Genomic DNA, 26,876 nt, shown 5'->3' with positions numbered 1-26,876 from the left:
AAACAGGGGTTTTGTGCTTTTCTATAGTTTTTTTATGGTGTAAGCTAAACTTCAAAATAACAACGGTACAACAAACTGAAACATAAGTACGAGTAGAGCTACGGCTATAATATTCAGAATTACACCTACACGAGCCATTTCTCCCACTTTAACGTAGCCACTTGCAAAGACAATAGCATTTGGTGGTGTGGCCATAGGAAGCATGAACGCACAGCTACTGGCTATGGTAACGGGTATTAATAAATAGAGTACGGGAACGTTTAATCCAATTGCAATTCCGGCTACCACTGGAGCAAGTACGGCAATTAAAGCTACATTGCTCATAAGTTCCGTCATAAATAACATAAGTGTGATCAAAAGTATGGCGGTGAATAGGACGCTCACATGACTGTCACCAATAGCAGCGGACACCATATCTACAATACCGCTTACGGACATGCCTTTGGCCAAGGCCAACCCTCCGCCAAAAAGAACTAATATGCCCCAAGCCAATTTTTGAGTGTCCTTCCAAACAAGAATAAAATCTCCTTTTTTCATATTATAGGGAATGGAGAACATGGCTATGGCGGCCATGATACTGATCATGGTATCATTTAATTTAAGGGCAGGGAATAAACCGTTAATAACCGTTCTAAAAATCCATAAGAAAACAGTGACCCCAAATATGGCAAGTACCATTTTTTCTTTTCCACTCATAGTTCCCAATTTTTTCAACTCAGCACTAATGACATCTTTTGATGCGGAAAACACGAGGTCGCGATTAGGATACATCCATTTAACCAAAACCAAATAACTGATCCATATCATTAAAGCAGAGAAAGGAACACCAAGAACCATCCATTTCAGAAAAGAGATTTCAATATTGTATTCATTTTCAAGAAGACCTATCATGACGGAGTTGGGCGGTGTGCCTATGACCGTCGCTACACCTCCGGCATTGGCAGAAAAGGCGATTCCCAACATCACCGAAAGGGCAAAATTTTGGTCGCTTTTGGTAAAACCGTCCGCATCATTGACCAAAAGATTTATAACTGACATGGCAATAGGCAGCATTACTACAGTGGTAGCGGTATTGCTTATCCACATGCTTAAAGATGCCGTGGCGATCATAAACCCCAGTACTACTTTATTAGGCGTAGTACCTGTAATTTTAATGATGTTCAGGGCAATGCGTTTGTGCAAGTTTACTTTCTCCAAGGCCAAGGCGAGAACAAAGCCGCCAAAAAAAAGAAAGATGATCGGGCTTCCATAGTTAGCACCCACATCTCCAATATCCATAATTTTGAGAAAGGGGAATAGGAGTAGGGGTAGCAGCGCGGTAACTGAAATGGAAACAGCTTCTGTAATCCACCAAATAACCATCCAAACGGCAACGGCAATTACGGCATCTCCTTTTTCGGAGACCAAATCAAAAGGTAAAAATCGAATTATAAAAAAAAGAATAGGGCCGATAAAGAGTCCGGCTTTTTTACTGAGTTCCATGGTATTGAATTAGGACTCCTAAGCTATGTTTTTTCTTTTTCTTTTGAAAATTAATAGCGGTAGTTAAGAATCTTTGGAGGGAGAATTGGGGAAAAACAAAAAAAGCCCAATTCATTTTGATGAATTGGGCTCAAATAAAATTAAAATTTATAATGTTTTATGACTTCAACTGAACGGTTTTAGAATCACCATCAACCACAACCGAAGTAAGGCCGTGCTTTGCCAAAGCCTTCATAGACTTATCCCATTTTTTACCGCTAAGTCCAGCTTTTGTTTTTAAGTCTGCTAATTCCATAGCACCGGAGGGTTTAAGTAGCTCCACAATTGCTTTTTCTTCATCAGTTAATTCTATTGCTTTCTTTTCAGGTCTCATTTGCGGGAAGAACAACACTTCTTGAATAGAAGAATTGTTGGTCATTAACATTACCAAACGGTCAATACCAATACCAATACCGGATGTAGGAGGCATACCATACTCAAGGGCACGTAAGAAATCCTGGTCAATGAACATTGCTTCATCATCGCCTTTTTCAGAAAGTTTTAGTTGCTCTTCAAAACGCTCACGCTGTTCAATAGGATCGTTAAGCTCAGAATAGGCATTTGCCAGTTCTTTACCGTTAACCATTAATTCAAAACGTTCCGTAAGTGCGGGATTATCTCTGTGCTCTTTGGTAAGCGGACTCATCTCTTTTGGATAGTCGGTAATGAATGTAGGCTGTACATAATGATGCTCACATTTTTCACCAAAGATTTCATCTATCAACTTGCCGATACCCATAGTTTCATCAACTTCAATACCAAGACCTCTTGCAGTTTCCCTAAGTTCATCTTCGGGCATTCCTGCAACATCTTTACCGGTATGAATTTTTATGGCTTCTAAAATAGGTACTCTGGCATATGGAGCTTTAAATTCAATTACGTTATCACCTACGGTAACTTTGGACGTTCCGTTGGCATCTAGAGCAATCTTCTCTAGTAATTTTTCGGTGGTGTCCATCATCCAGTTGTAATCCTTATAGGCTACATAGAGTTCCATTACGGTAAACTCAGGGTTGTGGGTACGGTCCATTCCCTCATTACGGAAATCCTTGGAAAACTCATAAACACCATCAAACCCTCCAACAATTAGTCTTTTCAGGTAAAGCTCATTCGCTATTCTTAAATATAAAGGAATGTTCAATGCATTATGATGCGTTAAAAACGGTCTAGCAGCGGCACCACCAGGTATAGGCTGAAGTATAGGAGTTTCTACTTCCAAGTAACCTGCTTCATTATAAAACTCACGAATACTGTTCGTAATCTTGGTACGCTTTATAAAGGTCTCTTTTACTTTTGGGTTGACCACCAAATCTACATACCGTTGGCGGTATCTCATTTCCGGGTCATTAAATTCATCAAAAACCTTGCCTTCAGAATCTTTTTTGGGTAAAGGTAATGGGCGTAACGATTTGCTTAAAAGCGAAAAGTTTTTGACCATAACCGTTTTCTCTCCAACTTGAGTAGTGAAAAGTTCACCTTCAATACCAATGATATCACCTATATCTAATAATTTCTTATAAACGTCATTGTAAAGACCTTTATCTTCTCCGGTACAGATTTCGTCCCGGTTAAAATAAACTTGAATGCGGCCTTCACTGTCCTGCAACTCGGCAAAAGAAGCCTTGCCCTGAATTCTTCTAGACATCAATCTACCTGAAATGACCACCTTCTTACCTTCCTTATAATCGGATTTAATTCCCTTGGAATTTGCATCCACAGGGTATAAAGCAGCGGGATAGGGGTTAATGCCCAATTCGCGCAATTTGGTCAATTTTTCTCTTCTAATAATTTCTTGTTCCGACAGTTGCATTTTTTACTATTTAAGGCTGCAAATATAAGCTATCGGAAGTTTACTATATGCATCTAGTAATATGAAATTATAAGCTTGGCATTCTGTTTGTATGAATGTGATAAATGATTAGGATGAAATGGCGAGTAGTTGCCTATCAATTTTTAGTTGAAATTTGTAACAAGTTGATTGTTATTGCGTCATATAAGTACATCATCAATCAATAAAATAAAATCAAAATGAGTTTTTTACGTGTGTTATTAGCTATTGTCTTTCCTCCGCTTGCGGTTATCGGTAAAGGTTGTGGGTCTTTTCTAATTGTTCTACTTTTGACTTTCTGCGGCTGGGTCCCTGGTGTCATTGCTGCATTGGTCATATTGAACAACCCCAATTAAAATAATATTCTATGAAGTTATTTAGAATCTTGGCAACGGTGTTTATCACTGTGCTTTTTGTAGCCTGCAATTTTACCGAAGAAATCCATTTTAAAGCAGATGGAACAGGAAAGATGAACATTGGCTTTGATGGGGGAGAGATGTTACAGATGTTGCCTTCATCAGATTCAACCCAATTAGAGGAGGTAATTGATTCCACTATTGTTTTTAAAGATTTGCTGCGGGAGAAAAAGGATAGTATTGCCCAATTATCTCAAGAACAACAAGCAGAACTTAAAAAGTTAGAACCTTTTAGTCTTCACATGATGATGGATGCTGAAAAGGGTATTATGAATTTTGAAATGTTTACGGATTTTAAGGATGTATCCGAAGTGAACGATGCTTTCAATGCTTTCCAGAGTGCTAGTTCCATAGGTCCTGCAGCTGGTAGTAAGCCTATGCCAAAAAATTCCGCTAATGAAGCAACTCAGGTTGATTATACTTTTAAAAAGGGCAAGTTTGAGCGTAAGGCGACGATAACGGATACTGAATTGTTTCAGAAAAGTATAGATAGTCTTGAAACTGCGGAAATGTTCTTGTCCAGCTCTACATACACCTTTAAATACCACTTTCCAAAACGGGTAAAGTCTACCAATGTGGAAGAAGCCACTTTTTCTATGGATGGGAAAACCATGATCTATGAGGTTAACTTTTTAGATATGATAAAGGACCCGGAGTCAATTTTGATAGAGGTAGAGTTAGAAAAATAGGCCATAACCTTTTCTTATCTTTGTGCCATGAACAAGAAGGTGTATTTACAGGATTTAGGGTTGAAAGACTATAAGGACACTTGGGATTACCAAGAAGAGCTTTTTAAACAAACGGTAGATGTAAAAATCAGTAATCGTCGTGGGCCGGCTAATGAACCCACTCCCAATCACTTTTTGTTTGTAGAACACCCTCATGTGTATACTTTAGGGAAGAGTGGCGATTTTGCCAACCTCTTGATAAGCAAAGAGGAACTTGCTGCAAAAAACGCCAAATTTTATAAGATAAATAGAGGAGGTGATATTACGTATCACGGACCTGGGCAGATAGTTGGTTACCCTATTTTAGATCTTGATAATTTCTTTACCGATATCCATAAATACCTTAGATTTTTAGAAGAAATGGTCATTCTTGCTTTAGCCGAATACGGATTGAAAGCGGAACGCTCCGAAGGTGAAACCGGAGTTTGGTTAGATGTGGGCACGCCGTTTGCCAGAAAAATTTGTGCCATGGGCGTACGGGCCAGCCGTTGGGTAACCATGCACGGTTTTGCCTTAAACGTAAATGCCGATTTAGGTTATTTTGATCTAATGATTCCCTGTGGGATAAAAGGTAAGGCGGTTACTTCTTTAAATGTAGAACTAGGAATACAGGAGGTTGACTTGGAAGAGGTAAAGCAAAAACTTCAGAAACATTTTGAAAATCTTTTTGAGGCTGAATTGATAAAACAAAAAACCGAGGTTTAAACCTCGGTTTTTTGTTTAAATTTTGTTGCAATTTTAAAATCTATTCCAGTGCCCAAACATCGTTTTTAAAACTACCGGAGTCCTGTCCACCAATGACCCAAAGTTTGTCATCAAAAACCACGGAGGTATGGGATTCTCTGGGAGAAAAAGGCGCACTGGCAGTAGCTTCCGTCCACGTATTTCCATCCGTACTGAACCAAACATCGTTTTTAATACCACCGGCGTCCCATCCACCAATGACCCAAAGTTTGTTATCAAAAATCAGGGAGGTATGATGATACCTGGGAGAAAAAGGTGCACTGTCAGTAGCTTCCGTCCACGTATGCCCATCCGTACTGAGCCAAATATCGTTTTTGAAATTAGCTTCCCATCCACCAATGACCCAAAGTTTGTTATCAAATATTACGGAGGTATGATTATACCTGGGAGAAAAAGGCGCACTGTCAATAGCTTCCGTCCACGTATTCCCATCCGTACTGAACCAAACATCGTTTTTACGACCACCGTCGCCCCGTCCACCAATGACCCAAAGTTTGTCATCAAAAACCACGGAGGTATGGGAGCTTCTGGGAGAAAAAGGCGCACTGGCAGTAGCTTCCGTCCACGTATTCCCATCCGTGCTGAACCAAACATCGTTTTTGTAATTATCATCAATTCCACCAATGACCCAAAGTTTGTCATCAAAAACCACAGAGGTATGTCCATATCTTTCTGAGAAAGCCGCTTTGGTAGAGACGGGTTCTGTTGGTAAGTTTAGGCCCCTAATGGTAATTTCGTTGGTTTCGCTACTTATCGTAGCGTTTTCGGTGTCTTTGGCAATTACTTTCCAATAATAGGTATCATAGGTGTTTAAACGGTTTATTACTTCAAATCTCGTGTCACTTAGGTTTTCTGCATAGATTTCTGTAGGGTCTTCTGCCAAACCCAAATATAGGTCATAACTTACGGCATCATCATCAGGGTCTGTAGCGGCCTGCCAGCTAAAAGTAGGATATACATCTACGCCCACGGCACCGTCCGTTACCTCTATTAAATTAAATGGCCCTGGTGCATTATTGGCGACTTCTTCTTCTTCTTCTTCTTCTTCTTCTTCGATTGCCTCTTCCTCAGTGGTTTCTTCCTCGGCCACGGGATCGGGTGTTGATGGCCCATCGTCATTTGAGCAGGAGCATAGAAGCATTGTACCGAATAAAAAAAATGTAAAAATCCAGTTTGTATTTCTCATAATTGTCGTTTCAAAAATTGATTGGTTTTATTATAATGTTAGAAGATTAAAAAGGTTAACATATAGCATAAAAAAACCAAGGTTTAAACCTCGGTTTTTTGTTTAAATTTTGTTGCTATTTTAAAATCTATTCCAGTGCCCATACATCGTTTTCCCTGCCACCGTCTTCATATCCACCAATGACCCAAAGTTTGTCATCAAAAACCACGGAGGTATGATAATATCTGGGAGAAAAAGGCGCACTGTCAGTAGCTTCCATCCACGTATTCCCATCCGTACTTGACCAAACATCGTTTTTAAAACTACCGGAGTCCTGTCCACCAATGACCCAAAGTTTGTCATCAAAAACCACGGAGGTATGGGATTCTCTGGGAGAAAAAGGAGCACTGGCAGTAGCCTCAGTCCACGTATTCCCATCCGTACTGAACCATACATCGTTTTTACGACTACCATCATATCCACCAATGACCCAAAGTTTGTTATCAAATATTACGGAGGTATGATTATACCTGGGAGAAAAAGGGGCACTGTCAGTAGCTTCCGTCCACGTATTCCCATCCGTGCTGAACCAAACATCGTTTTTGTAATTATCATCAATTCCACCAATGACCCAAAGTTTGTCATCAAAAACCACGGAGGTATGGGAGTTTCTGGGAGAAAAAGGCGCACTTGCAGTAGCTTCCGTCCACGTATTCCCATCCGTACTGAACCAAACATCGTTTTTACGACTACCATCATATCCACCAATGACCCAAAGTTTGTTATCAAAAATTTGGGAGGTATGATTATACCTGGGAGAAAAAGGCCCACTGGCAGTAGCCTCAGTCCACGTATTCCCATCCGTACTGAACCATACATCGTTTTTAAAATTACCATCATATCCGCCAATGACCCAAAGTTTGTTATCAAAAATTACGGAGGTATGATAACTTCTTTTTGAGAAAGCCGCTTCGGTAGAGACGGGTTCTGTTGGTAAGTTAAGGCCCCTAATGGTAAATTCGTTGGTTTCGCTACTTATCGAAGCGTTTTCGGTGTCTTTGGCAATTACTTTCCAATAATAGCTATCATAGGTGTTTAAACGGTTTATTACTTCAAATCTCGTGTCACTTAGGTTTTCCGCATAGATTTCTGTAGGGTCTTCTGCCAAACCCAAATATAGGTCATAACTTACGGCATCATCATCAGGGTCTGTAGCGGCCTGCCAGCTAAAAGTAGGATATACATCTACGCCCACGGCACCGTCCGTTACCCCTATTAAATTAAATGGCCCTGGTGCATTGTTGGCGACTTCTTCTTCTTCTTCTTCTTCGATTGCCTCTTCCTCAGTGGTTTCTTCCTTGGCCACGGGATCGGGTGTTGATGGCCCATCGTCATTTGAGCAGGAGCATAGAAGCATTGTACCGAATAAAAAAAATGCAAAAATCCAGTTTGTATTTCTCATAATTGTCGTTTTAAAAATGAATTGGTTTTATTGTTAATGTTAGAAGATCAAATAGGTTAACATATAGCATAAAAAAAAACCGAGGTGTTAGCCTCGGTTTTTTGTTGGATCGATATGTTATTATTATTAATAAACAAGATTAAAGTAGTCTATAACTTCAGAGTAGGTCATCTTTTCAAAATCAGGTGTATTTCCTTTTGAAGATATTAGTAGGTTTGGAGGAATGATAAGATAGCGTAACCTATTACCTCTATCTGGGCTGATAGCGAATTCGGTAAGAGCAGAGGTACTCGTTGATTTTGCACGTATATAGATATCTGCTGAAGCGGGGCTTCCAGAACCATAACCAAAGGTGAATTCGGCTCCTCTGAAATTAAGAACAGGTAGTTGGTATACATTACCATCGCCATAACCGGTGAAATAGACTAAAACAATATGGGTATTTTTTATTCTAAAGGCGGATTCCATCTCAGAAGGGAAATCGATTTTCATATATTTAGAGGTCTCTGAGGTGCCCGCAAATTCTGCAGGAATCCAATTGCTGTAATACACTTCGGCATTACCGTCTTCGCCATCTTCACCGTTTTCACCATCTTCACCGTTTTCACCATCTTCACCGTTTTCGCCAGCCGGTCCTTGAGGTCCTTCTGAACCTTGTTCTCCTTGTTCTCCAGCAAGACCCTGAACACCTTGCGGCCCTATTGGGCCAATATCCCCATCTTTTGAACAGGAAGTAATTAGTGCGGTGATACTTAAAAATGTCAAGAGTAAAATCTTCAGTGTAGTTTTCATAATGCTTGTGATTTATGTATTTGGTATTTTATGTTGTAGACTATACCAAGGTTAACATCTGGAATGAAAAAAACCGAGGTGTTAGCCTCGGTTTTTTACTTTTGTTCTGTTTTCTCCTTATTCTGTAAACACGTAGTCTACGTTTACAAAGTACTCGTACAGTAGATTATTTTGATCTGCGTCCCACATTTGAAACCTTATTTGGTCAACAACATGTGGGGTTATAGTCTCGGCAATACTGACGGTGAAATATCCACTGCCGTTTCCTTCTCCCACAGGATAAATGCCCGATGGATGTGCTTTGTAGCCAGGGGTAGGACTTCCGTTAGTAAACGGTCTGCCGAAGATTCTAACTCCACCAGGCTCATTTGTCTTATAATGGAAATCAAAATTTACCCTTTCTCCTTCCACTAATGTTGAATTCGTACCTGGTTCTAAATTATCTAGTACGACTCTATGAGCAAGGTATTGGTAGTCAACATCTACAAAGAACTCATACAAAAGATTGCCCTGATCGGCATCCCACATTTGAAATCGTATTTGGTCTACATGTTGGGGATTCTCCTGTATGGTGAAATACCCATTAGAAGAGCCTTCGCCAGTGGCGTGTAAGGGTGACCCATGTGCCGCGTAGCCTGGTGTTGGACTGCCATCGGTCATTGGTCTACCGAATATTCTAACACCAGCGGCCTCGCTTGTTATATAGTTAAAGGTAAACTCGACCCTCTCTCCTACAAATAGAGTGGAGGGTGAGTCAGGACTGAGAGAGACAAGTTCAACATTCTCTTCTGACTCGCAATATAAATTGAACTCGGCTTTATTAGAGAAAATTTCCTCTGGGCTAATGATTTTTAGTTGTTGCCAGTAGCCCTCATAAGATTCTCCGCTTCCACCAAGAGTCCATGATGTAGTTACCTTTTTGGTCCCTGCTTCTTCAAATGTAATAGAGTTTTCCGGAGCAGTTGCCCCATCGCTTCTTAACCATGTATATGTTATAGTTGTTGGGCCGTCTGCATCTATCTCGGTCTCAAAATCAAATTTTTTGGAACAAGGTCCGGTAAAATTATTTTCTCCCACAACAGCGGTAGTTGCAGTGATGGTTACTGTATCTTCCTCACAATGTAAATCAAACTCGGCTTTATTGGAGAGAATTTCCTCTGGGCTAATGACTTTTAGTTGTTGCCAGTAGCCCTCATAAGATTCACCGTTTTCACCAAGAGTCCATGATGTAGTTACCTTTTTAGTTCCTGCTTCTTCAAATGTAATAGAGTTTTCCGGTGCAGTTGCGCCATCGCTTCTTAACCATGTATATGTTATAGTTGTTGGACCATCAACATCTATTTCTGCTTCAAAATCAAATTTTTTGGAGCAGGGCCCGGTAAAACTATTTTCTCCTACAACAGCGGTAGTAGTGGTGATTGTTACAGCTTCTTCTTCTTCTTCTTCTTCTTCTTCTTCACAGTGTAAATTAAACTCGGCTTTATTAGAAAGAATTTCCTCTGGGCTAATGACTTTTAGTTGTTGCCAGTAGCCCACATAAGATTCTCCGTTTGCACCAAGAGTCCATGATGTAGTAACCTTTTTAGTTCCTGCTTCTTCAAACGTAATAGAGTTTTCCGTAGCAGTGGCCCCATCGCTTCTTAACCATGTATAACTTATAGTCATAGGTCCATCTGCATCTATTTCTGCTTCAAAATCAAATTTTTTGGAGCAGGGTCCGGTAAAGTCAGAGACCGCCCCAAGCCTCACTGCAGTAACTTTTGAAGGCTCATCTACAGTATCATCGTCTGTACATCCTGTCATTGAAAATATAATTGCTAATAAGTAGATAATGGATTTTGCATTTTTCATAATTGTGGTTTTAAAAGAATATGCTTTAGTGTTAAAACTTTAGAGAGATATGCAGTTCAGTTATTAAGGACTACAAAATCTTGTGGATACATTTATATATAGGTGTAATGGCGTTCAATTAGAGTTCTGTATCTGAGATGAGTTTTGGGGGTTACTCGTATATCTAAGCATACTTTATGTAAGTAGCTTAAAAAGAACAAGCAGAGATGCCGTAAAGGCTAGGATCAATACTCTTTTTATGAGTTCTAATTTTTCGTAGGTGTTCATATTTTTCATTTTTATGGTTCCCCTATTTATGTTCAAAAAATGATAAAGGTTAACATGGATGGGGTATTTTACTTATTCACCACATAGGAAGTAGATTACTTCTTTGGTGGCGGATGTTCTGTTTTCTAAATAATCTTTAGTTTTTGAGACGAGGCGAACAAAAAATGTTAAATTAGATGCCACCACTGTTAACCTTCTCATTACATATACATTAAATGGAAAATACACAGGCAGAAATAACGCTTGAAGATTTACGAAAGGGCTCGGATGACTTGCTAAGGCTGGTATACGAATCTAATCGCCAAAAGTTTTTAAACTATGCTAGGCGCTACAACCTTTCGGAAGAAGAAAACATAGATGTGTATCAAGATGCTTATGTTATTTTTTATGATAACATTATGAGCGGGAAGTTAGAAAGCCTATCCAGTAGCATTTCTACATATCTGTTTTCCATTGGTAAATATCTAATCTTTGATAAGATGCGAAAAAACAAGAAAGTGGTAAGCGGTGATTTTGATTTGTCTAGGGTTGGAGAAACGGACGAGCTGGTGAATACATTTGAAATGGAACCACAAAGCTTAACCACGGAACAGGAATTATTAAAAAAGCACTTTGGCTCTTTAGGTGATAAATGCCAAGAACTATTGACTTTGTTTTACTACCGTGGTTTTACTATTCAAGAAATTATGGAAGCAAAAAACTACAATAATGAAAACGTGGTAAAGTCCGCAAAATCGCGCTGTATGAAAACTTTAAAAGAAAAAATCCAAGCAAATACCTACTAATGATGGATAAAGAACTTTTGTTATATAATTATTTTTCAAATCAATTGACTGCTGAAGAACAAAAGCAGTTTGATGATTTGTTAAAAACCGATGTGGAGTTCAAAGAGCAATTCGACTTTGAAAAAAACCTGAAGGAGGTTATTCGAGAAAAAGAAACCGATAGTTTAAAATCTAAATTAATCGGCTTTGAAAAAGATATTGAAGACACCGTTCCCGTTCGCGAGTTGCCAAAAAGGAATTATCAAAAATGGGCAATGGCAGCTTCTATAGCTTTATTAGTTGGCTTAGGTTGGTTGGGTTACAATAATTTTTCAGGTACGGATTATCAAGAATTGTACAATGACAATTTTCAAGAATACCCCAACACGGTATATGCCATAACCCGGGGTACAGAAACTGATAGTTCCCTGGAACGCGAGGCTTATGTGGCCTACGAGACAGACGACAATGCTAAAGCGATTCAACTTTTTACTGAATTAAAAGAAACCTATGATTCTGAAAGTGTCAATTTTTATTTAGCGCAATCTTACCTTAAAAACAATCAACTTACGGAAGCTAATACGCTTTTAAGTGAAGTGTTGGAAAAAGAAGGGGAATTTGCTCCTCAGGCATTATGGTATATATCACTTTCATATATAAAAAGCAAGCAGAAAGAGAAGGCTATAAAATCTCTTAATTTGCTAATTGCCGATGGAAGGTACAAAAAGAACGAGGCTGAGGTTCTCTTAGACGAACTGGATTAAACTATACGGTTTGCTTTCTTTTTTTTAATAGGTAGTAAAGAACTACCAATAGTAAAATGGCGAATATAAACCATAACAGGTAAGGTAGTAGATTTGCCTTGTCTATTAATGGGGAATTGTCTCCAATTACTATCAGGGCATTCCAGTACGCAGGAGCTATAGCGCTTTCACGGTATTTTTTGATGTAGTCTAATTTTGCATTTCGCATGGCTGCGGATTTTGTGCTACCTTCCTTAAGTGATTTGTAAAAAGAAGTCATTAACTCCTTGCTACTCTTGTCATAAGTAGACCATAAAGAAGATATGACACTTTTGGCACCGGAATGAAAAAAGCCTCTTGCCAAACTCATAGCTCCCTCACCTTTTTTAAGCTCCCCAATTGAAGTATTACAGGCACTTAAAACAACCATATCTGCTTGGTTTTTAGTGGCGTAAATTTCATTAAGGAACATTTTATCATCACTAAAAGCAATCCATGGGTCTTCGTTTTCTCCAATATCGGCGTGAGTAGAGAGATGTACAATTCTGTAATCCTCAAGATCGGTTGTAAAAGCCGCTTTGGTAGCTTCATTGTTCAGGGCAATATTTCCCGGAAATATCTTCTGAACGTCTTCTATTTCAGAACCGCTAAAAACTAGATCCGGTAGGCCCAAACTGGCAAATTGAACGGGGGCTACTGCATAAAGTTCTTTTTGAGGGGTTGATAGAACCTGTGTCTTAGCATCTAGGTAAGACATAGAATAGGCGTATCTAACCTCTGTGGTCTCAATGAGATATTTAGGAGGTGAGTTTTCAGTCACAAAAGCTTCAAACGGTATTTGTTGTAAGATATAGTCTGGTATAATAGTCAGTTTTTTGCCTTTTATATCATTATAAACCTGCTCAGGAAGTAGTTTGTGAAAGATGCTATTTGAATACTGATTGTAGTTTAATAGTTCAGCACGGTTCATAGTAAGATCCGTCAATTGTCCATATAACCTAATGATATCTTCATTTAAAGTCTTTACATTTTCCAACTTAAAAAATTGGGTGCCTTCAGCAGTGTTTAAAAGTCCATAGCCTTGTTGGTCGTTTAGAATGTATTGCAATACTACTTCATCATCTGAGATATAATTTTTTCTAAAATCTTTATAGGCCAGGAGCTCTGCTTTACTTTTTAGTTTTGCATATTCCGGTGATGTAACACTTAATGAATCCGTAAAATCATTGTAAGCTTTCTTGGCGTTATAAATTTTATTTTTAAATATCTTAAGTTCTGTTTTTTCTAAATCTGTATTGGTCTGTAATTTGTTTTCAGATAGAAATATGGCCTGTTTAAGATTAAATTCGCGTTGTGCAATAGAGTCTGGAAGTTTAGTAATAATTTTTGCTTGCTCATTTGATATGTCTTCAAGAAGAAGTAAGGCTTTGTTACGCTCCATAAAGTAAAAAGCTTCTTCTGGTTTAGTAAGTAAGAAACAAGCCTCTACCGCTTTTGTATATAATGAAGCTCCTTTTTCTCTCCAAAAAAGTTTTGATTGGAATTCGGTACTCTCGGATCGAATAACATCAACTAGCTGATCCGCCAGTCTAAATGTACTTAATGCCTGATTTAAATAGTCTTTGTTGTTTTCGAATTCGTAAAACTTCAACCAACCGTTTGCTTTGGCTATAATATGACTTAGAAGGAATAATTTTTGAGTTGAAAGTTCCAGAGTTTTAATACTGGGAAGTGTGCCAATTTCTAAATCTTCTCTAGTATCGATTTTTAAAAAAATTGCTTTTTGATAATTTTTTAACGCTTTATTGAAATTATTTTGGTCTAGATAAAGATCTCCCAAGTTTTCATATGGTAAGGAATAGTCTTCGGCAATAGCTATCGACTTGTTTAAATGCCTTAAAGCTTTTTCAGTGTTTTTTAATTTAAAGTAAGAATAACCAATACTGTTGTTAATATTTGCTATATCCTTTAGTTGTAAACTTACAGAGTCTTTAAGTACTTCTTGGTGTTTGGTGATTGCTAGTTCATAATTGCCAGTTTCCAGAAGTCTATTTCCTTCTAAATGGTCTATGCGTCTTTTAAACTGCTCGTGGGGTTCATTGTGAAGTTTGATAAGAGAGTCCGCTTTATTTGAATTAAACTGTATCTCATCTGAAAATTCGCTCAGTCCCATTTCGGCATACGTCTCCGCCATCATTATCCTGGCATCTATTATTTTTCTGGCATCTGTTGTTTTAAAGGAAACACCATCGTAAAGAGAAATCATCTCGGCCAAACGATCCAAAGCTTTATAGAAATCACCTGTTGTTAGATAAAGATAACCAAGCTCAAGTTTTGCATACCGTATCCATTCGATATCCGTACCATAATCATTAATATAATTAAAGGCTTCTATGGCATTATAAATCTCACCTTTTAAATCGTAAAAAACTCCAAGATTGTAATAGGTATTATCTAAAGAACCTTTTTCTAAATCCTTTAATCCTCTCTTTATTTCTAATGCTTTCTTTGTATAAGTGATTGCATTTATAATATCACCCTCTTTACCATCATTCCACCACTGTTCATGGTACCATTTATTGCCCACATCGTGATAACAATTTGCGAGTTCTATAGGAGATATTTTTTCTGAGCTAACAGAAAAAAATGAATCGATTTTTTTTTGAATGATTTCCTTACTTTCATCGGCGTTAATGATTTTAACCAACGTGTTCTGTTGAGCCATGCAGATATAACTGAAAAAGAATAGTAGAATACAGTTAAATTTAAGATTTAGCATAAAGGGAATCATTATTGCTATTACCGTGCTGGTTATAAAAATTAGTGTTTAAGGAAATTAATGCTTTAAATATATAAAGAATTTTATGGTGAAATACTTTTTCTTAAAATTGGGAGTAGGTGAAAAATGTAAAAGAGCCCATGTGTAATATGGGCTCTTTTTTGTTTTATGTTTATGATTCGTTAGTTCGTAGCTCTAGGAATCACCCTTCTTTCGTCAATCTTACCATTAAGCTGAGGTGCATCTATGGCTAAGTTGAAAATTAGATTCTTTAATTCTTCAGCAGGTACTCTACCTACCTGATTAATTACTGATCCCGCAATTCCCGACATGGCTGCTGTAGCATATGAGGTACCCTGTAGGGTAACTCTATTTTTTAAAAAGGGATCGGAATTATCTAAAATAATTCTGTAATCATTAAACGCTAAAGCGATATCTATACTTCCTTTACTGCCGTAATTAGAAAGCGGATGCAATCTAATAGGCAATGAACCAGGATTTAATGTGTCGTACTCATAACCACCTACGGTAAGTATGTTGGTCTCCCTAAATGATGAAATAAAGTCTCCATTTGACCCTTGATCAACATCTTTATTGTCATTACCTGCGGAAGTTATAACTAACGCACCGGCGCTGTTAAGATCCTCTATAGATTGTGCGAAGATATTTTTTTGCTCACCTGGTGCAGGATCTTCAAATATTTCTCGTGGCATTTGTCCTCCAAAACTTGCATTGACAATACTGATGTTAGCGCCATTTTCATTTAGTTGTTTAATATAAGAAAGGGCGCACAGAACATTCCAATAGGAGCCTTTTCCGGCATCATCAAATACTTTTAATGGTAAAATAGAATAATTGAGGTTTTTGCTATCAAGTTCATCGGTAATAATTTTTGTAATATAGGTGCCGTGTCCATTGCCATCAGCAAAAAGTCGGTTATTAGGTTGTTGGGTAAAATTCCAACCAGATGTTGTTGGGTAACAACTTCCAAATTTTCCACTTGGGAAAAGGAATCTCTTAGGTTCATTTGTAAATAGATACCTGTAAAAATCAAGCCCAGTGTCTATAACGGCAATATTTATTTTAGAATTACCTGCATTTGCTATGAGCGCTTCCTCTTCCCCATCAACACCTTGACCTTGAATTGTATAAGGGCCAACTGGTGAAAGCACTATATCAAAAGACCTTTCTCCACGTGTTGTACCTCTCTGGCTTGTTCTTGAAAGGCGTTCTACCACACCCTCAATTTCTACTTCACTAATGTTCGGGTCAAAAATCCATAACTCAATATTAGTTTCGCCACAGTTACATTGTTTAAATTCTATAATGGGATAATTATCTCTAATGGCCTCGCGTTCTTCAGGTGTAACTTGTGGTTGATATTTTACGATTACATTATTCGGCGAGATAAAAATATTTGTTTCTTCACTGCTAATACCTTCGTCTACGTTTATGTCTTGATATGTGATATTAGAGTTAGGCTCGTCATCATCGGGTACTTGTCCATAGGGTATCTTTGTACAAGAAGATAGTATGATAAACAATAGTAATAAAAATGTAATTTTCGTTTTCATAATTGAGGGTATTAAGGTTGATTATTGTTTTATTTTTATGTTCTAGCTTGGGTAAAGGTTAACAGATAATCTTACTCATTATAAGCGCTTAGCTCAGACCGGCTGATGAGGTTGCCATTGCCTTTGTAAGATTCTTGTTTTATCATACCTACACCTTCCGCAAGCCAAAGTTTAGATTTCATTTCAATAGTAGCACCCATAGTTTTAGTGATGCTGTTTTCGGTAATCAAATAGCAATCAAAAGTACCTGCGGATGTAGTAACGTTTTCTTTTTTCTCTACCTTTCTGTTCGTTTGATCAACGGTTACATTCATTTTCATGCCAGACATGTTCATAGCAACCGTAACATTGGCGTCATTCAATTGTTGACCTACGCTTAGGTTATTGGGCAGTTCTATATCAGTTCCTGAAATATCCATCTCCAAACCCATTTCTGAATATTGTTGCATCATTTGTGATGGAAAAAGAGATTGGTAGTCAATCTTGACCAATCCGTCTTCACAGCTAAAGGAATAGTTGGTTTCAAATAGTTCTTTTCCTTTCTTGTCTGTAAGCTTCATGTCAAAAGTAGCTACGGAAGCAGAGCCTTCGGAACGAACATCAGATACAGTATAATTTACAGTACCATCAGATTTGCCCTTCTTGTCATAATTGGTATATTGAAAAGTACTTCCTTCCTTTAAAGGATAGAATTTACTGCAACTGTCTTGTCCAAAAGCAAAACCAATAAAGAGAAGAAATAATAATGTAAAAAGCAGAGGGTTTTTCATAGTGTTCTTTTTAAGTTTTATACTTTAATAAATTCTACACGTCGGTTTTGAGCTTTGCCGTCAACAGAGGTGTTATCGGCTACGGGCTCCGTTTCTCCTTTACCGTTAGTGGATAGGCGTTCTGATGATACCTTATATATAGAGACTAAAGCATTCTTAACAGCTTCGGCCCGGTTTTGAGATAATATCATGTTTTTAGTATCGTCTCCATCAGCATCAGTATGACCAACAATTTTTAACTGTATTGATTCGTCCTGTTGAAGAACCTGATAGATCTGTCTGATAATACCCATAGATTGAGGCTGAATAATGTCCGATCCACTATCGAATAAAATTCCGTTGGTAGATATTTTTCCATCAGCTAGTAGTTGTCTCCTTAAGTCAACCCCTCCTTTGGCAACTTTCATATTACCTATAAGTATAGACTCCTTTTCTGTGTCCGTTCCTCGAAGCGTAAATTTTATCCCTTGCATCTGTACATTAGAGGGTAGTAGCCTTGGGACGTCAATAAATTTATTTTCATTTATCCATAATCTAAAGCGCTCTTTGTTTACTGCTACGGAAACATGGTGTTTTTGATTGACCACATTCCGTATATCGGCACCTACTTCATTTCTAATTATCCGTTTTGAGGAGATGTTGTTTTCAACTATAACACCGCGGTCTATAAATTGACAGAAAGAATATTCTACCCTCCCCAGGTTGGCACCTTTTTTAAAGGTGTTGTTATCACTCACCACAATACCTAAATAAGATTGAGAGGAGGTTTTATTATCCAATCCTGTTGCAACAACATCAAATTCTAAAGTAAATTCATCCGGTAAATTTGTTACATCTGGAATGTATGCAGTAGTATGCCCTGGTAAAAGTTTTAGCCATTTGTTGGGATGTTCTTCTATAGTAACAAGTTCACCACTTCCGTTGGTGTTCCATCTAGAGGGAAAATCGCCAATGAATTCATCTGAAAAATCATCAACAAAGATAGGCTTGTCTCCCGGCACAAAATCAAATTTACTATAGACCTTAATAGATTGTGGTCCCGACTCACTAGAAGTTTGCGTATTGGGATCGATTTCTTCATTGGATCTGGTTATTTCATTTTCATTAGAACTAGTACCACTTTGTTGGGAATTTCTTTTCTTTTTTTTCTTTCCACTTCCAGGTTCCAAAATACTATCAAGAGCTTGATCTGTTTTCTCTGAGGTCTCTTTTTCTACCCTGCGTTCAACAGTTCTCTCGGCTGCTCGTTCTGCTACCTTACCTAATTTTCGTAAAATTTGGGCATTACTATTCTGGTAAGTAAAAAGTATACATGCAAAAGGCAAAATGAATTTTAATAAGTGTCCTAACGTTTTCATGTAATTATTATTTAGTAAAACAATAAGTGTAGTTTTTGGTCAAGTTTAAAAATTGACATGTTACCTAACTTAATGCATACTCCTTTTTAAAGGTTAACATCAAAACTAAACGAAAAGACTTTTTGGAAATAAAATCTTGTATTAGCTGGTATTGAAAATTGTATGAATGGTACTAATAACTTTATAAATGGAAAAAAGTGATCTGTTCTTACGTGTAGGAAAAGAACTTCTAGATTATTTTTCAGTTGTTTGGGGTAGTAGACGAAAACTCATACGGTGATATTTAGTAACACCGTACTTTCTAATGGCCTCCCTGTGTTCTTTAGTAGGGTAGCCTTTGTTTTTTTTCCAATTGTACATGGGGAATTCGTCATGTAGCTTATCCATATAGGCGTCGCGATATGTTTTTGCCAATACGGAAGCTGCCGCAATATTCATATATTTTCCATCTCCTTTAATGATACACTCGTGAGAAATATCCTTATATGGTTTAAACCGGTTTCCATCAACTATGATGAACTCAGGTGTTATTCTAAGTTTTTCAATAGCCTTATGCATGGCTAATATTGATGCGTTCAAAATATTGATTTCATCAATTTTTTCGGGGAATATATGGGCAATGCCATAAGCGGGGCATTCAGTTTCTAAAATGGGCCTAAGTATTTCTCTCTTGCGGTGAGATAGAAGCTTGGAATCATTTAGTATGGAATTTGTAAAACCCTCGGGTAAGATAACGGCAGCTGCAGTAACAGGTCCTGCTAAGCAACCTCTCCCGGCTTCATCCGTTCCTGCTTCGTTATCGAATTTGTATTTTTCTAGTAGCATGTTCCAATATAAAATGTAAGGATGAAAAGTAAAATTACTTTTTGCAATTTACAATTGCCTAAAGTAATTTTTTGTAAGAAAATAAGCCGTATTTGTTAATGTTGTTTATTTAACAAAACAAGTGTATAATTAACGTTTTATAAACAAATTTTGCAATAACATTTGGTTTATTAACAATTTTTTTGGTTTTTTGTCTAAACTAATTCATAAAAACTCTTACATGAAACAGAAATTTAAATGGATTTTAGTGCCATTGTTGGTACTATTTTCGGGCTATTCCTATGCTCAAGAAAAATCAATTTCCGGTAATGTGACCGATGAAGATGGTCTTCCTTTACCAGGGGTTTCCGTAGTAGTAATAGGTACTACCAACGGAACTCAAACCGATTTTGATGGTAATTATACCATAAATGCAGAGGAAGGGCAAAGCTTGAGATATAGCTATATTGGTCAAAAAACGGTAAAAAGGGAAATTGGTACCGCAAATTCGATAAATGTTGTAATGCAATATAGTGCCCAGGCTTTAGACGAAGTAGTTTTGACCGGTGTTGCTCAAGGTACTTCCAAAAAGAAACTGGCATTTAAAGTAGAGACGGTGCCGGTAACCGGGACTCAAAATGTACCAACTCCTGATGCGGCTTCGGCATTGATCGGAAAAGTTGCGGGAGCGCAAATTGTTCAAGGTGGTGGTAACCCATTACGAAACGCAGCTGTAATATTAAGAGGGGCTAGCTCTATAGAAGGAAGCACGGCACCTTTAATAATTGTAGATGGTATTATAACCCAAGGTGGTCTTAATCAGATAAGTACACAGGATATTGAAACAATAGAGGTTGTTAAAGGAGCAGCAGCTTCTTCTTTATATGGATCATTAGCGGGTAACGGTGTTATACAAATTATAACTAAACGAGGTACTACTGATAAGCCAAAAGTAACATTGCGTTTTGAAAATGGTTTTTCTAATGCTCAAAGAGATTATCCTTTGGCAAAGAAACATGATAGACTTTTGGATGCTAATGGTAATTTTGACCTTAGTAGTGGAGCAATAGTTGCTGATCCTGACGGGATTTTTGACAACGCCTATCCAGGAGAACTGATTAATAATGTAGATGAGTTTATAAGCTCACAGCCTTACAGTCAAATTAGTGCATCCGTTTCTCAAAATTTGGATAAGGTTAATTATTATATTTCTGCAGAACAAACAGAGGTGCAGGGGATTATTACAGGCCTTGATCCATTTAAACGACAAAATGCTCGCATAAATCTAGATGTTAATTTGAGTAGTAAATTTAAGTTAGAGTTAACAAACTATTTGGTGAGACAAACAGGAGCAGAGGTAACTCAGGCAGGACAAGGAGACAATGTATTTTTTAACTTGTTAACTGCTAATCCTACTGTAAGGCTAGATCAAAGGGATGCAAGTGGAAACTATATTCCTTTCTTTGATGGAAATGGTTTTATCAATGAATATCAAAATCCATTATATGTAGCTTCGAATCAAAAGTTCGATAATGAAAACACCAGATTAGTATCCTCCATTACAGGTAAGTATAGCATTACTGATAATTTAGTTTTGGAAACTCATTTATCTACAGATAGAGGCCGTAGTGAGTTTGTTAACTTTTTTCCAAAAGGATACGTATCCGGATCTCAATTTGATCCTAATACTAACAACGGCTTTATTTTAAATATCGACAGTGATTACGCACGTGTTAATTCGTATGCCCAATTAAATTACAATACAAGTTTTGGAGATTTTAATTTTAAATCTTCTTTACGGTATTTATTTGAAGATTTTGAAGGTTCTTTCAAAACTGCACAGAGTTCTAATTTCTTGACTGAAGGAGTTACTAACCTACAACAGGGTACTGAGAATATTAGCGTAAACTCAGGAGAGTTTCAAGAAAAAACACAAAACGTATTTCTATCCGCAGATTTGGATTGGAAAGATAAATTAATAATTGGGGGACTTGTAAGATCAGATAGAAGTTCTCTTTTTGGTGAAGACAATCGTGATCAAATTTTCTACAGAGGTTCTTTTGCCTACCGTTTAGGTGAGGATATTGACGCGGAATGGTTGGATGAATTGAAGTTTAGAGCGTCTTACGGTACTGCTGGTCTTAGACCTGATTTCGGTGATATTTTCGAAACTTTTTCAGTTAGCCAGACAGGTATAACACCTTTGCAAATTGGTAACCCAGATTTGCAATCGCCTACAATTAAGGAATTGGAAGTAGGATTGGATTTCCAAGTTTTAAATAAGTATACGTTGGCTTTTACTTATGCAAATTCTAATACGGAAGATGCGTTAATCACTGTTCCCTTATCTGGTGCGGTTCCCGGTAGAGTACAAGTTCAAAACATAGCGGATACTTCTTATGAAGCTTATGAAGTTGCGTTTAATGGTACTCCTTTTGAAACCGAAGACTTTACTTGGGATTTTGGAATAACATTCTCAACAGTTGAAAATTCAGTTGATGATTTAGGTTCGGTAGCTCCTTTTAATAGGGTTATTCAAGGTTTTGGTGCTGGAAGCAGTAACCAACAACTAGATGCGGATCCAGCTGTAAACGTTTTTAGAGTTGAGCCAGGACAGCCATTTGGGGCAATGTTCGGAAATCAATTGGCATCGTCTTTAGATGATTTAACGGTTGAAAATGGCGTAGTAATTAATGAAGGGCTTAATCTGCCAATATCGGATTTTTCGGTAAATGAATTTGGTCATGTTATTGTTACGGCCAATGAAGATCAAGCCGGTCTTGTAAATGCAGGAGGAGAACAAGCAATTAGAAAGTGGAATCCAGAAACTAATCAGTTAGCAGTAGACCTAATTGGAGACACTAATCCTGATTTTAATATGGGTTTTAAAAATACGCTTACCTATAAGAATCTAAGTCTTTACACACTTATAGACGCTCAAATTGGTGGAGATGTGTATAATTATACAAGACAATTCCTGTATTTTAATGATAGACATGCAGATTTAGATACATACGGAGCTGCGGGTCAGCAATCTTCTTATGCTAATGCTAGTTCAACCATATACAATGGCGCCGCTCCTATAGACTACTTTGTTGAAGATGCAACTTTTGTAAAGATTCGTGAAATCTCATTATCATATACTTTAGATGATAATGTATTGGGACCTAAAATTCCTATTGATGCTATCAAATTCACTTTATCAGGTAGAAACTTGCACACATTCACAGACTATACGGGTTATGATCCAGAAGTTGCCTTGAGCGGAAGCCCAATCTTTAAATTGGATGAGTTTTCTTTTCCGAACTTTAGAACATTTGCCGCTGCGGTACAGATAACTTTTTAAAAAAAATAAGCATGAAAAAAATAATTTATTTTGTGATGGCCATGACAATACTGTCATGTACACAAGAGGAATTCAACATAGGTAATTCCAATGAGGCTGATGCGCAAAGAGTATTGGCGAACGGACCGGATTTTCAGAACTTTAATATATCTAATCACTCAGCATTATTTGATAATCAAATCGAGTTTCAAGGTATTTACTTTAGAGGGTTAGCAGATCAATTTTCAACAACCAATGCTTTTAGTGGTTTTTGGGATTTTTGTGATCAACCTAGAAGACAAATTATCAATTCTACGGCTAATGATGATCTTCCGTCTCAAGCGGGCGGCCCATGGGACAGTTTTAACTCTGTTATAAACAATGCCAATATAGTAATAGGCAATATTGAGAATGATGGTAACCAGGTGATGGTTGGAGATAGTGACCTTACACAGCAAGAATTGGCCGCGGCCTATTTTGATAAAGGTGTTGCTCAAGGTTATCTGGCTTTGATTTATGATAAAGCTTATATTGTTAATCCGGATACTGATCCAGGTGCATTAGAGTTTTCTACATATCAAGAGGTTTTTGCTGATGCTGTAAAGAATATTGAAATAGGTATTCAGATGGCTAGTGCTTTTAATGGATTTCAGTACAGTGTATATCCTGGGGGAGAGATGTTAGATGGGCCTAAATTCCTAGAATTGGCTTATAGCTACTTAGCACGCCTTTCCATTGGCCTTCCTAGAACGGATGCAGAAGCACAAGGCCTAGATTATACTGCTATTTTGGCTTATGCCGAAAAAGGTCTAACAGCAGATTTTAGCCCATTAGCCGAAGAAGATGTGTTTTTTAATAACTTTCAGGACTGGTCTTTATTTGATTTGGGTGATGCAGGATATATGCCAACGGATTTAAAGATTTTACACCTTTTTGATCCTACCTACGATACAGATTATCCAGAAGATGAGAGCATAGTTTTAGGTGAGGTAACAACAGATGACCCGAGACTTGATGAGTATTACCAATATGTTGGTGATGATTTTGGGTTTCTTAGAGCTTCCAGAGGAAGATACTTATTCTCAAGTTATAAAACCGTGAAGTTCTTTAACGATAATGATCAGAATTCCACCGGTTTACCCACGAATATTTTTGCTAAAGCGGAGATAGATTACATAATGGCAGAATGTTACTATCGTTTAGGAGATTTTGGAGCGGCAGCAGCTGCGCTAGATGCTTCCCCTCGTATGGCTAAAGGTAATCAGGCTACTACTGTAGCAGGCCCTAACGTTTTGAATGCATTGCTATATGAGGTGTCTATAGAACTTGATCTTGCTTCAGGTATTTGTATAGAATGGTGGTTTATGAGAAGACATGATATGTTACAGGCGGGTTCTCCTACCATGTATCCTGTACCTGCTTCAGAACTTGAGATTTCACAAGATCCTATTTATACTTTCGGAGGACCTGCAGCAGCTGGTGAGCCAGGTACTGCTTCCGGTGCAAACGACTGGAGAAATATTGATTTGGTGTACTAATATTTTATTTGAATTTTGCTAGGAAAGGCCGTCATATTGTATGACGGCTTTTTTTCTTTTTAAAAAGTATACTTTTGGGCTTCTATTTCACAACTAAAAAGATTTTCACATTTAATTACGAACTAAAAAAATTAACTTTACCGCTGTAATTAGCTTCAATGAAATATTTCTTTCTCATTTTTTTAATGCACTTTTCATGTATACAACTCTTCGCTCAAGAAGATTCTATTCCTCCTCAAAGAGACATAGATACTTCTTCAGTGCGGCGCATGCCTAGGCGGTTGGGGCCTAAAGAAGACGAGAAGGAACAGGAACCTGAGGAAATTACCATAGAAGATTACAAGATTATTACTCATGCAAGGGATACGACTATTTTGGATACTACCCTCACCATTCAAAAAGAGTATCAATACAACTACCTTAGAAAGGATGATTTTGAACTTATGCCTTTCGCCAATGTTGGTAAACCTTATAATAAGCTAGGAGTAGATTTCAATTCAAATAATTTATATCCGGCCTTGGGGGCCATAGCTCTTCACGGTAATTATTTTGAAAAAGAAGATATAAAATACTACAACGTTATTACTCCAATGACCGACCTTCTTTTCAAAACAACCTTTGAGGAAGGTCAGTTATTAGATGCAAGTTTAGCCCTGAATACTTCAAAAAGACTCAATTTCTCTATAGCCTATAAAGGATTTCGGTCTTTAGGCAAATACCAATATAACCAAGCGGAATCCGGTAATTTTAGGACTACTACCAATTATGTTACAGAAAATAACAGGTATAGCTTACGTGCGCATATTGCCGCTCAGAATTTAGAGAATATAGAGAATGGTGGTCTGGTAGATGAAGAAGATCAATTTGAGTCCGGCAATTCCGAGTTTAGTGACCGTGTAAAAATTGATGTTCGTTTTAGTGATGCTAATAGTAAAATATTGGGTAAACGCTACTTTTTCGATCACTTATATAAGTTGGTAAGAAAGGAGCAGGACTCTAGTAGTCAAGAAAAAACTTCTTTGGGTATTGGTCATCAATTTAACTATGAGACTAAATATTATGCTTTTAATCAAACCACACCCAATACATATTATGGGGATAACCTGGTTTCGCCAATTGAGGACAAGGCGAGTTTAAAAACAATGTACAATCAGTTTAATGCAGAATTTTATAATGCAACACTAGGTAGGCTTCAGGGTAATATCTCACTTTATAATTATAATTATTTCTTCAACAGTATTTTAATAAACGAAGAGGGCATAGAAATACCTAGCAGATTAAAAGGTGAAGAAATCGCTGTTGGTGCAGAATATGAAAAACGTATAAAAGGCTTTCAGTTAAAAGCGATGGCAAAATATAATTTGTCCGGAGAACTTGGAGGCAATCAAATGAATGCCTCCGCATCATATAATATTAGAGATAAGCATAAAATAACAGCCTCTGCATTTGGTTCATCAAAAATGCCCAATTTCAATTTTTTGCTGTACCATAGTGATTATACTAATTACAATTGGTTGAATGTTGATAGTTTTGAGAAAGAACAAGTCTACGGATTACGTTTTGATTTGGAGTCTAAGTTATGGGGTAATCTAATGGTGAGTTATTCTACGGTAGACAATTATAGTTACTTCGGAGCTGATTCCTCTATTATCATTACAGAAGGTTCTGAAAATGCCAACATACGGCCTTTGCAAGAAAACAATGTACTTAATCATACCAAGATAAAATACTCCAAAGAATTTAAAGTAGGTTCGTTTGCATTGAACAATACTATTATGTATCAAAATGTATCGCAAGCCAATCAAGTGCTTAATGTACCCGAACTAGTGACAAGGAATACCTTGTATTTCTCCTCTAATGTTTTTAAAAAGGCTATGTTTTTGCAAACAGGAGTAACTCTAAAGTATTTCACATCATATAATATGGATGCGTATAACTCGTTGTTGGGTGAGTTCTATTTGCAAAATAATCAGGAGTTGGGTAATTTTCCTATGTTAGACTTCTTTATAAACGCCAAAATACAGCAGACGCGAATCTATTTAAAGGCGGAACACTTCAATACTTTGTTCACTAGTGAACCGAATTATTACTCCGCGCCCAACTACCCATATCGCGATTTTGTGATCCGTTTTGGTTTGGTTTGGAATTTCTTCATGTAAACCCCATTTTTTCTCAGGCAACCTTAATTGGGTACTTTTAAAGTTTTCAATGAATTTTATAGAACAGTAGTGTTTTGAGCACTAGAATAAATAAATATTTGTCGTGCCTGATGAGTGAGGTCAGGTATGATATGTTATCTAAAGTTCATGTTAGTTGTGTTGGGAAGCAGGGGTTTTCATGGGTTTGTGTAAAAAAGCGGTATGTGTTTCGGTCTGATAATCAATGTGATGTGTAGGTAAGGTAAAAATATGGAAAATAATCATTGCAAAATGGTTGTGGAAACGAAA

Annotated in this window: 19 protein-coding genes; 8 read left to right on the top strand and 11 right to left on the bottom strand. The window is 37.4% G+C overall.

Going from position 1 to position 26,876, the window contains the following annotated elements; translation table 11 throughout:
• Positions 1-51: 51 nt before the first annotated feature.
• Both KO521_RS09640 and lysS read right to left on the bottom strand, forming a co-directional pair.
• Positions 52-1,482, bottom strand: a complete 1,431-nt coding sequence (locus tag KO521_RS09640; RefSeq protein WP_215939720.1) for an SLC13 family permease — start codon at positions 1,480-1,482, stop codon at positions 52-54.
• 157 nt (positions 1,483-1,639) lie between these two features.
• Positions 1,640-3,331 (bottom strand): lysine--tRNA ligase, encoded by a 1,692-nt coding sequence (lysS, locus tag KO521_RS09635; protein ID WP_215939719.1) that lies wholly within the window; start codon positions 3,329-3,331, stop codon positions 1,640-1,642.
• A gap of 218 nt (positions 3,332-3,549) precedes the next feature.
• Between lysS and KO521_RS09630 the strand changes: the two genes are divergently transcribed.
• Genes KO521_RS09630 through lipB form a run of 3 tightly spaced genes read left to right on the top strand, consistent with a single transcriptional unit; the run spans position 3,550 to position 5,198 of the window.
• A complete protein-coding gene (locus tag KO521_RS09630; RefSeq protein WP_081889202.1) occupies positions 3,550-3,705 on the top strand; it encodes a YqaE/Pmp3 family membrane protein in 156 nt (51 codons plus the stop codon).
• Between the two features lie 11 nt (positions 3,706-3,716).
• A complete protein-coding gene (locus KO521_RS09625) occupies positions 3,717-4,454 on the top strand; it encodes a hypothetical protein (protein WP_215939718.1) in 738 nt (245 codons plus the stop codon).
• Positions 4,455-4,481: 27 nt separating this feature from the next.
• Positions 4,482-5,198 (top strand): lipoyl(octanoyl) transferase LipB, encoded by a 717-nt coding sequence (gene lipB, locus KO521_RS09620; RefSeq protein WP_194551318.1) that lies wholly within the window; start codon positions 4,482-4,484, stop codon positions 5,196-5,198.
• Between the two features lie 40 nt (positions 5,199-5,238).
• Here lipB and KO521_RS09615 read toward each other — a convergent pair whose 3' ends face one another.
• The 4 genes from KO521_RS09615 to KO521_RS09600 form a co-directional block, all read right to left on the bottom strand.
• Positions 5,239-6,423 carry a Kelch repeat-containing protein gene (locus tag KO521_RS09615; protein WP_215939717.1) on the bottom strand — a complete coding sequence of 395 codons (1,185 nt, stop codon included), beginning with the start codon at positions 6,421-6,423 and terminating at the stop codon, positions 5,239-5,241.
• Positions 6,424-6,550: 127 nt separating this feature from the next.
• Positions 6,551-7,864, bottom strand: coding sequence for a Kelch repeat-containing protein (locus tag KO521_RS09610; RefSeq protein WP_215939716.1), 1,314 nt, complete (start codon positions 7,862-7,864; stop codon positions 6,551-6,553).
• Positions 7,865-7,990: 126 nt separating this feature from the next.
• Positions 7,991-8,656: a collagen-like protein gene (locus KO521_RS09605; protein ID WP_215939715.1), complete on the bottom strand. Its 666-nt coding sequence runs from the start codon at positions 8,654-8,656 to the stop codon at positions 7,991-7,993.
• A 117-nt stretch (positions 8,657-8,773) separates the two neighbouring features.
• Entirely contained in the window at positions 8,774-10,507 is a 1,734-nt protein-coding gene (locus KO521_RS09600; protein WP_215939714.1) for a hypothetical protein, read from the bottom strand.
• A gap of 482 nt (positions 10,508-10,989) precedes the next feature.
• Here KO521_RS09600 and KO521_RS09595 point away from each other — a divergent pair, with 482 nt between their 5' ends.
• On the top strand, positions 10,990-11,559 hold the full coding sequence (locus KO521_RS09595) for an RNA polymerase sigma factor (protein WP_215939713.1): 570 nt from the start codon (positions 10,990-10,992) through the stop codon (positions 11,557-11,559).
• Positions 11,559-12,302, top strand: coding sequence for a tetratricopeptide repeat protein (locus tag KO521_RS09590; RefSeq protein ID WP_215939712.1), 744 nt, complete (start codon positions 11,559-11,561; stop codon positions 12,300-12,302). The genes KO521_RS09595 and KO521_RS09590 overlap by 1 nt, the downstream gene beginning before the upstream one ends.
• 1 nt (position 12,303) lies before the next feature.
• On the opposite strand, the gene KO521_RS09585 is transcribed toward KO521_RS09590, so the two are convergent.
• The 5 genes from KO521_RS09585 to KO521_RS09565 form a co-directional block, all read right to left on the bottom strand.
• Entirely contained in the window at positions 12,304-15,006 is a 2,703-nt protein-coding gene (locus KO521_RS09585) for a CHAT domain-containing protein (protein WP_215939711.1), read from the bottom strand.
• 236 nt (positions 15,007-15,242) lie between these two features.
• Positions 15,243-16,634 carry a S8 family serine peptidase gene (locus KO521_RS09580; RefSeq protein WP_215939710.1) on the bottom strand — a complete coding sequence of 464 codons (1,392 nt, stop codon included), beginning with the start codon at positions 16,632-16,634 and terminating at the stop codon, positions 15,243-15,245.
• A gap of 71 nt (positions 16,635-16,705) precedes the next feature.
• The gene (locus KO521_RS09575; protein WP_215939709.1) at positions 16,706-17,404 is read right to left on the bottom strand and encodes a TapB family protein; all 699 of its coding nucleotides are present in this window, start codon (positions 17,402-17,404) and stop codon (positions 16,706-16,708) included.
• A 17-nt stretch (positions 17,405-17,421) separates the two neighbouring features.
• Positions 17,422-18,762 carry an OmpA family protein gene (locus KO521_RS09570; RefSeq protein ID WP_215939708.1) on the bottom strand — a complete coding sequence of 447 codons (1,341 nt, stop codon included), beginning with the start codon at positions 18,760-18,762 and terminating at the stop codon, positions 17,422-17,424.
• Positions 18,763-18,996: 234 nt separating this feature from the next.
• Positions 18,997-19,587, bottom strand: a complete 591-nt coding sequence (locus tag KO521_RS09565; RefSeq protein ID WP_215939707.1) for a ribonuclease HII — start codon at positions 19,585-19,587, stop codon at positions 18,997-18,999.
• A gap of 220 nt (positions 19,588-19,807) precedes the next feature.
• Between KO521_RS09565 and KO521_RS09560 the strand changes: the two genes are divergently transcribed.
• From KO521_RS09560 to KO521_RS09550, 3 genes are all read left to right on the top strand, one after another.
• Complete coding sequence (locus tag KO521_RS09560) at positions 19,808-22,912, top strand: SusC/RagA family TonB-linked outer membrane protein (RefSeq protein WP_215939706.1); 3,105 nt, start codon at positions 19,808-19,810, stop codon at positions 22,910-22,912.
• Between the two features lie 11 nt (positions 22,913-22,923).
• On the top strand, positions 22,924-24,429 hold the full coding sequence (locus tag KO521_RS09555; protein ID WP_215939705.1) for a RagB/SusD family nutrient uptake outer membrane protein: 1,506 nt from the start codon (positions 22,924-22,926) through the stop codon (positions 24,427-24,429).
• A gap of 158 nt (positions 24,430-24,587) precedes the next feature.
• On the top strand, positions 24,588-26,588 hold the full coding sequence (locus tag KO521_RS09550) for a putative porin (RefSeq protein WP_215939704.1): 2,001 nt from the start codon (positions 24,588-24,590) through the stop codon (positions 26,586-26,588).
• Positions 26,589-26,876: the final 288 nt, after the last annotated feature.

It is taken from the genome of Zobellia uliginosa, assembly GCF_018860745.1.
Taxonomy (GTDB): domain Bacteria; phylum Bacteroidota; class Bacteroidia; order Flavobacteriales; family Flavobacteriaceae; genus Zobellia; species Zobellia uliginosa_B.
Note: the sequence above shows the minus strand (reverse complement) of the source record. Positions and strands in the feature narration are given on the sequence as shown.

Bases quoted from the DNA above. Each gene is read 5' to 3' on its own strand.
- KO521_RS09640 (WP_215939720.1), bottom strand. From the start codon at position 1,482: ATGGAACTCAGTAAAAAAGCCGGACTCTTTATCGGCCCTATTCTTTTT.
- lysS (WP_215939719.1), bottom strand. From the start codon at position 3,331: ATGCAACTGTCGGAACAAGAAATTATTAGAAGAGAAAAATTGACCAAA.
- KO521_RS09630 (WP_081889202.1), top strand. From the start codon at position 3,550: ATGAGTTTTTTACGTGTGTTATTAGCTATTGTCTTTCCTCCGCTTGCG.
- KO521_RS09625 (WP_215939718.1), top strand. From the start codon at position 3,717: ATGAAGTTATTTAGAATCTTGGCAACGGTGTTTATCACTGTGCTTTTT.
- lipB (WP_194551318.1), top strand. From the start codon at position 4,482: ATGAACAAGAAGGTGTATTTACAGGATTTAGGGTTGAAAGACTATAAG.
- KO521_RS09615 (WP_215939717.1), bottom strand. From the start codon at position 6,423: ATGAGAAATACAAACTGGATTTTTACATTTTTTTTATTCGGTACAATG.
- KO521_RS09610 (WP_215939716.1), bottom strand. From the start codon at position 7,864: ATGAGAAATACAAACTGGATTTTTGCATTTTTTTTATTCGGTACAATG.
- KO521_RS09605 (WP_215939715.1), bottom strand. From the start codon at position 8,656: ATGAAAACTACACTGAAGATTTTACTCTTGACATTTTTAAGTATCACC.
- KO521_RS09600 (WP_215939714.1), bottom strand. From the start codon at position 10,507: ATGAAAAATGCAAAATCCATTATCTACTTATTAGCAATTATATTTTCA.
- KO521_RS09595 (WP_215939713.1), top strand. From the start codon at position 10,990: ATGGAAAATACACAGGCAGAAATAACGCTTGAAGATTTACGAAAGGGC.
- KO521_RS09590 (WP_215939712.1), top strand. From the start codon at position 11,559: ATGATGGATAAAGAACTTTTGTTATATAATTATTTTTCAAATCAATTG.
- KO521_RS09585 (WP_215939711.1), bottom strand. From the start codon at position 15,006: ATGGCTCAACAGAACACGTTGGTTAAAATCATTAACGCCGATGAAAGT.
- KO521_RS09580 (WP_215939710.1), bottom strand. From the start codon at position 16,634: ATGAAAACGAAAATTACATTTTTATTACTATTGTTTATCATACTATCT.
- KO521_RS09575 (WP_215939709.1), bottom strand. From the start codon at position 17,404: ATGAAAAACCCTCTGCTTTTTACATTATTATTTCTTCTCTTTATTGGT.
- KO521_RS09570 (WP_215939708.1), bottom strand. From the start codon at position 18,762: ATGAAAACGTTAGGACACTTATTAAAATTCATTTTGCCTTTTGCATGT.
- KO521_RS09565 (WP_215939707.1), bottom strand. From the start codon at position 19,587: ATGCTACTAGAAAAATACAAATTCGATAACGAAGCAGGAACGGATGAA.
- KO521_RS09560 (WP_215939706.1), top strand. From the start codon at position 19,808: ATGAAACAGAAATTTAAATGGATTTTAGTGCCATTGTTGGTACTATTT.
- KO521_RS09555 (WP_215939705.1), top strand. From the start codon at position 22,924: ATGAAAAAAATAATTTATTTTGTGATGGCCATGACAATACTGTCATGT.
- KO521_RS09550 (WP_215939704.1), top strand. From the start codon at position 24,588: ATGAAATATTTCTTTCTCATTTTTTTAATGCACTTTTCATGTATACAA.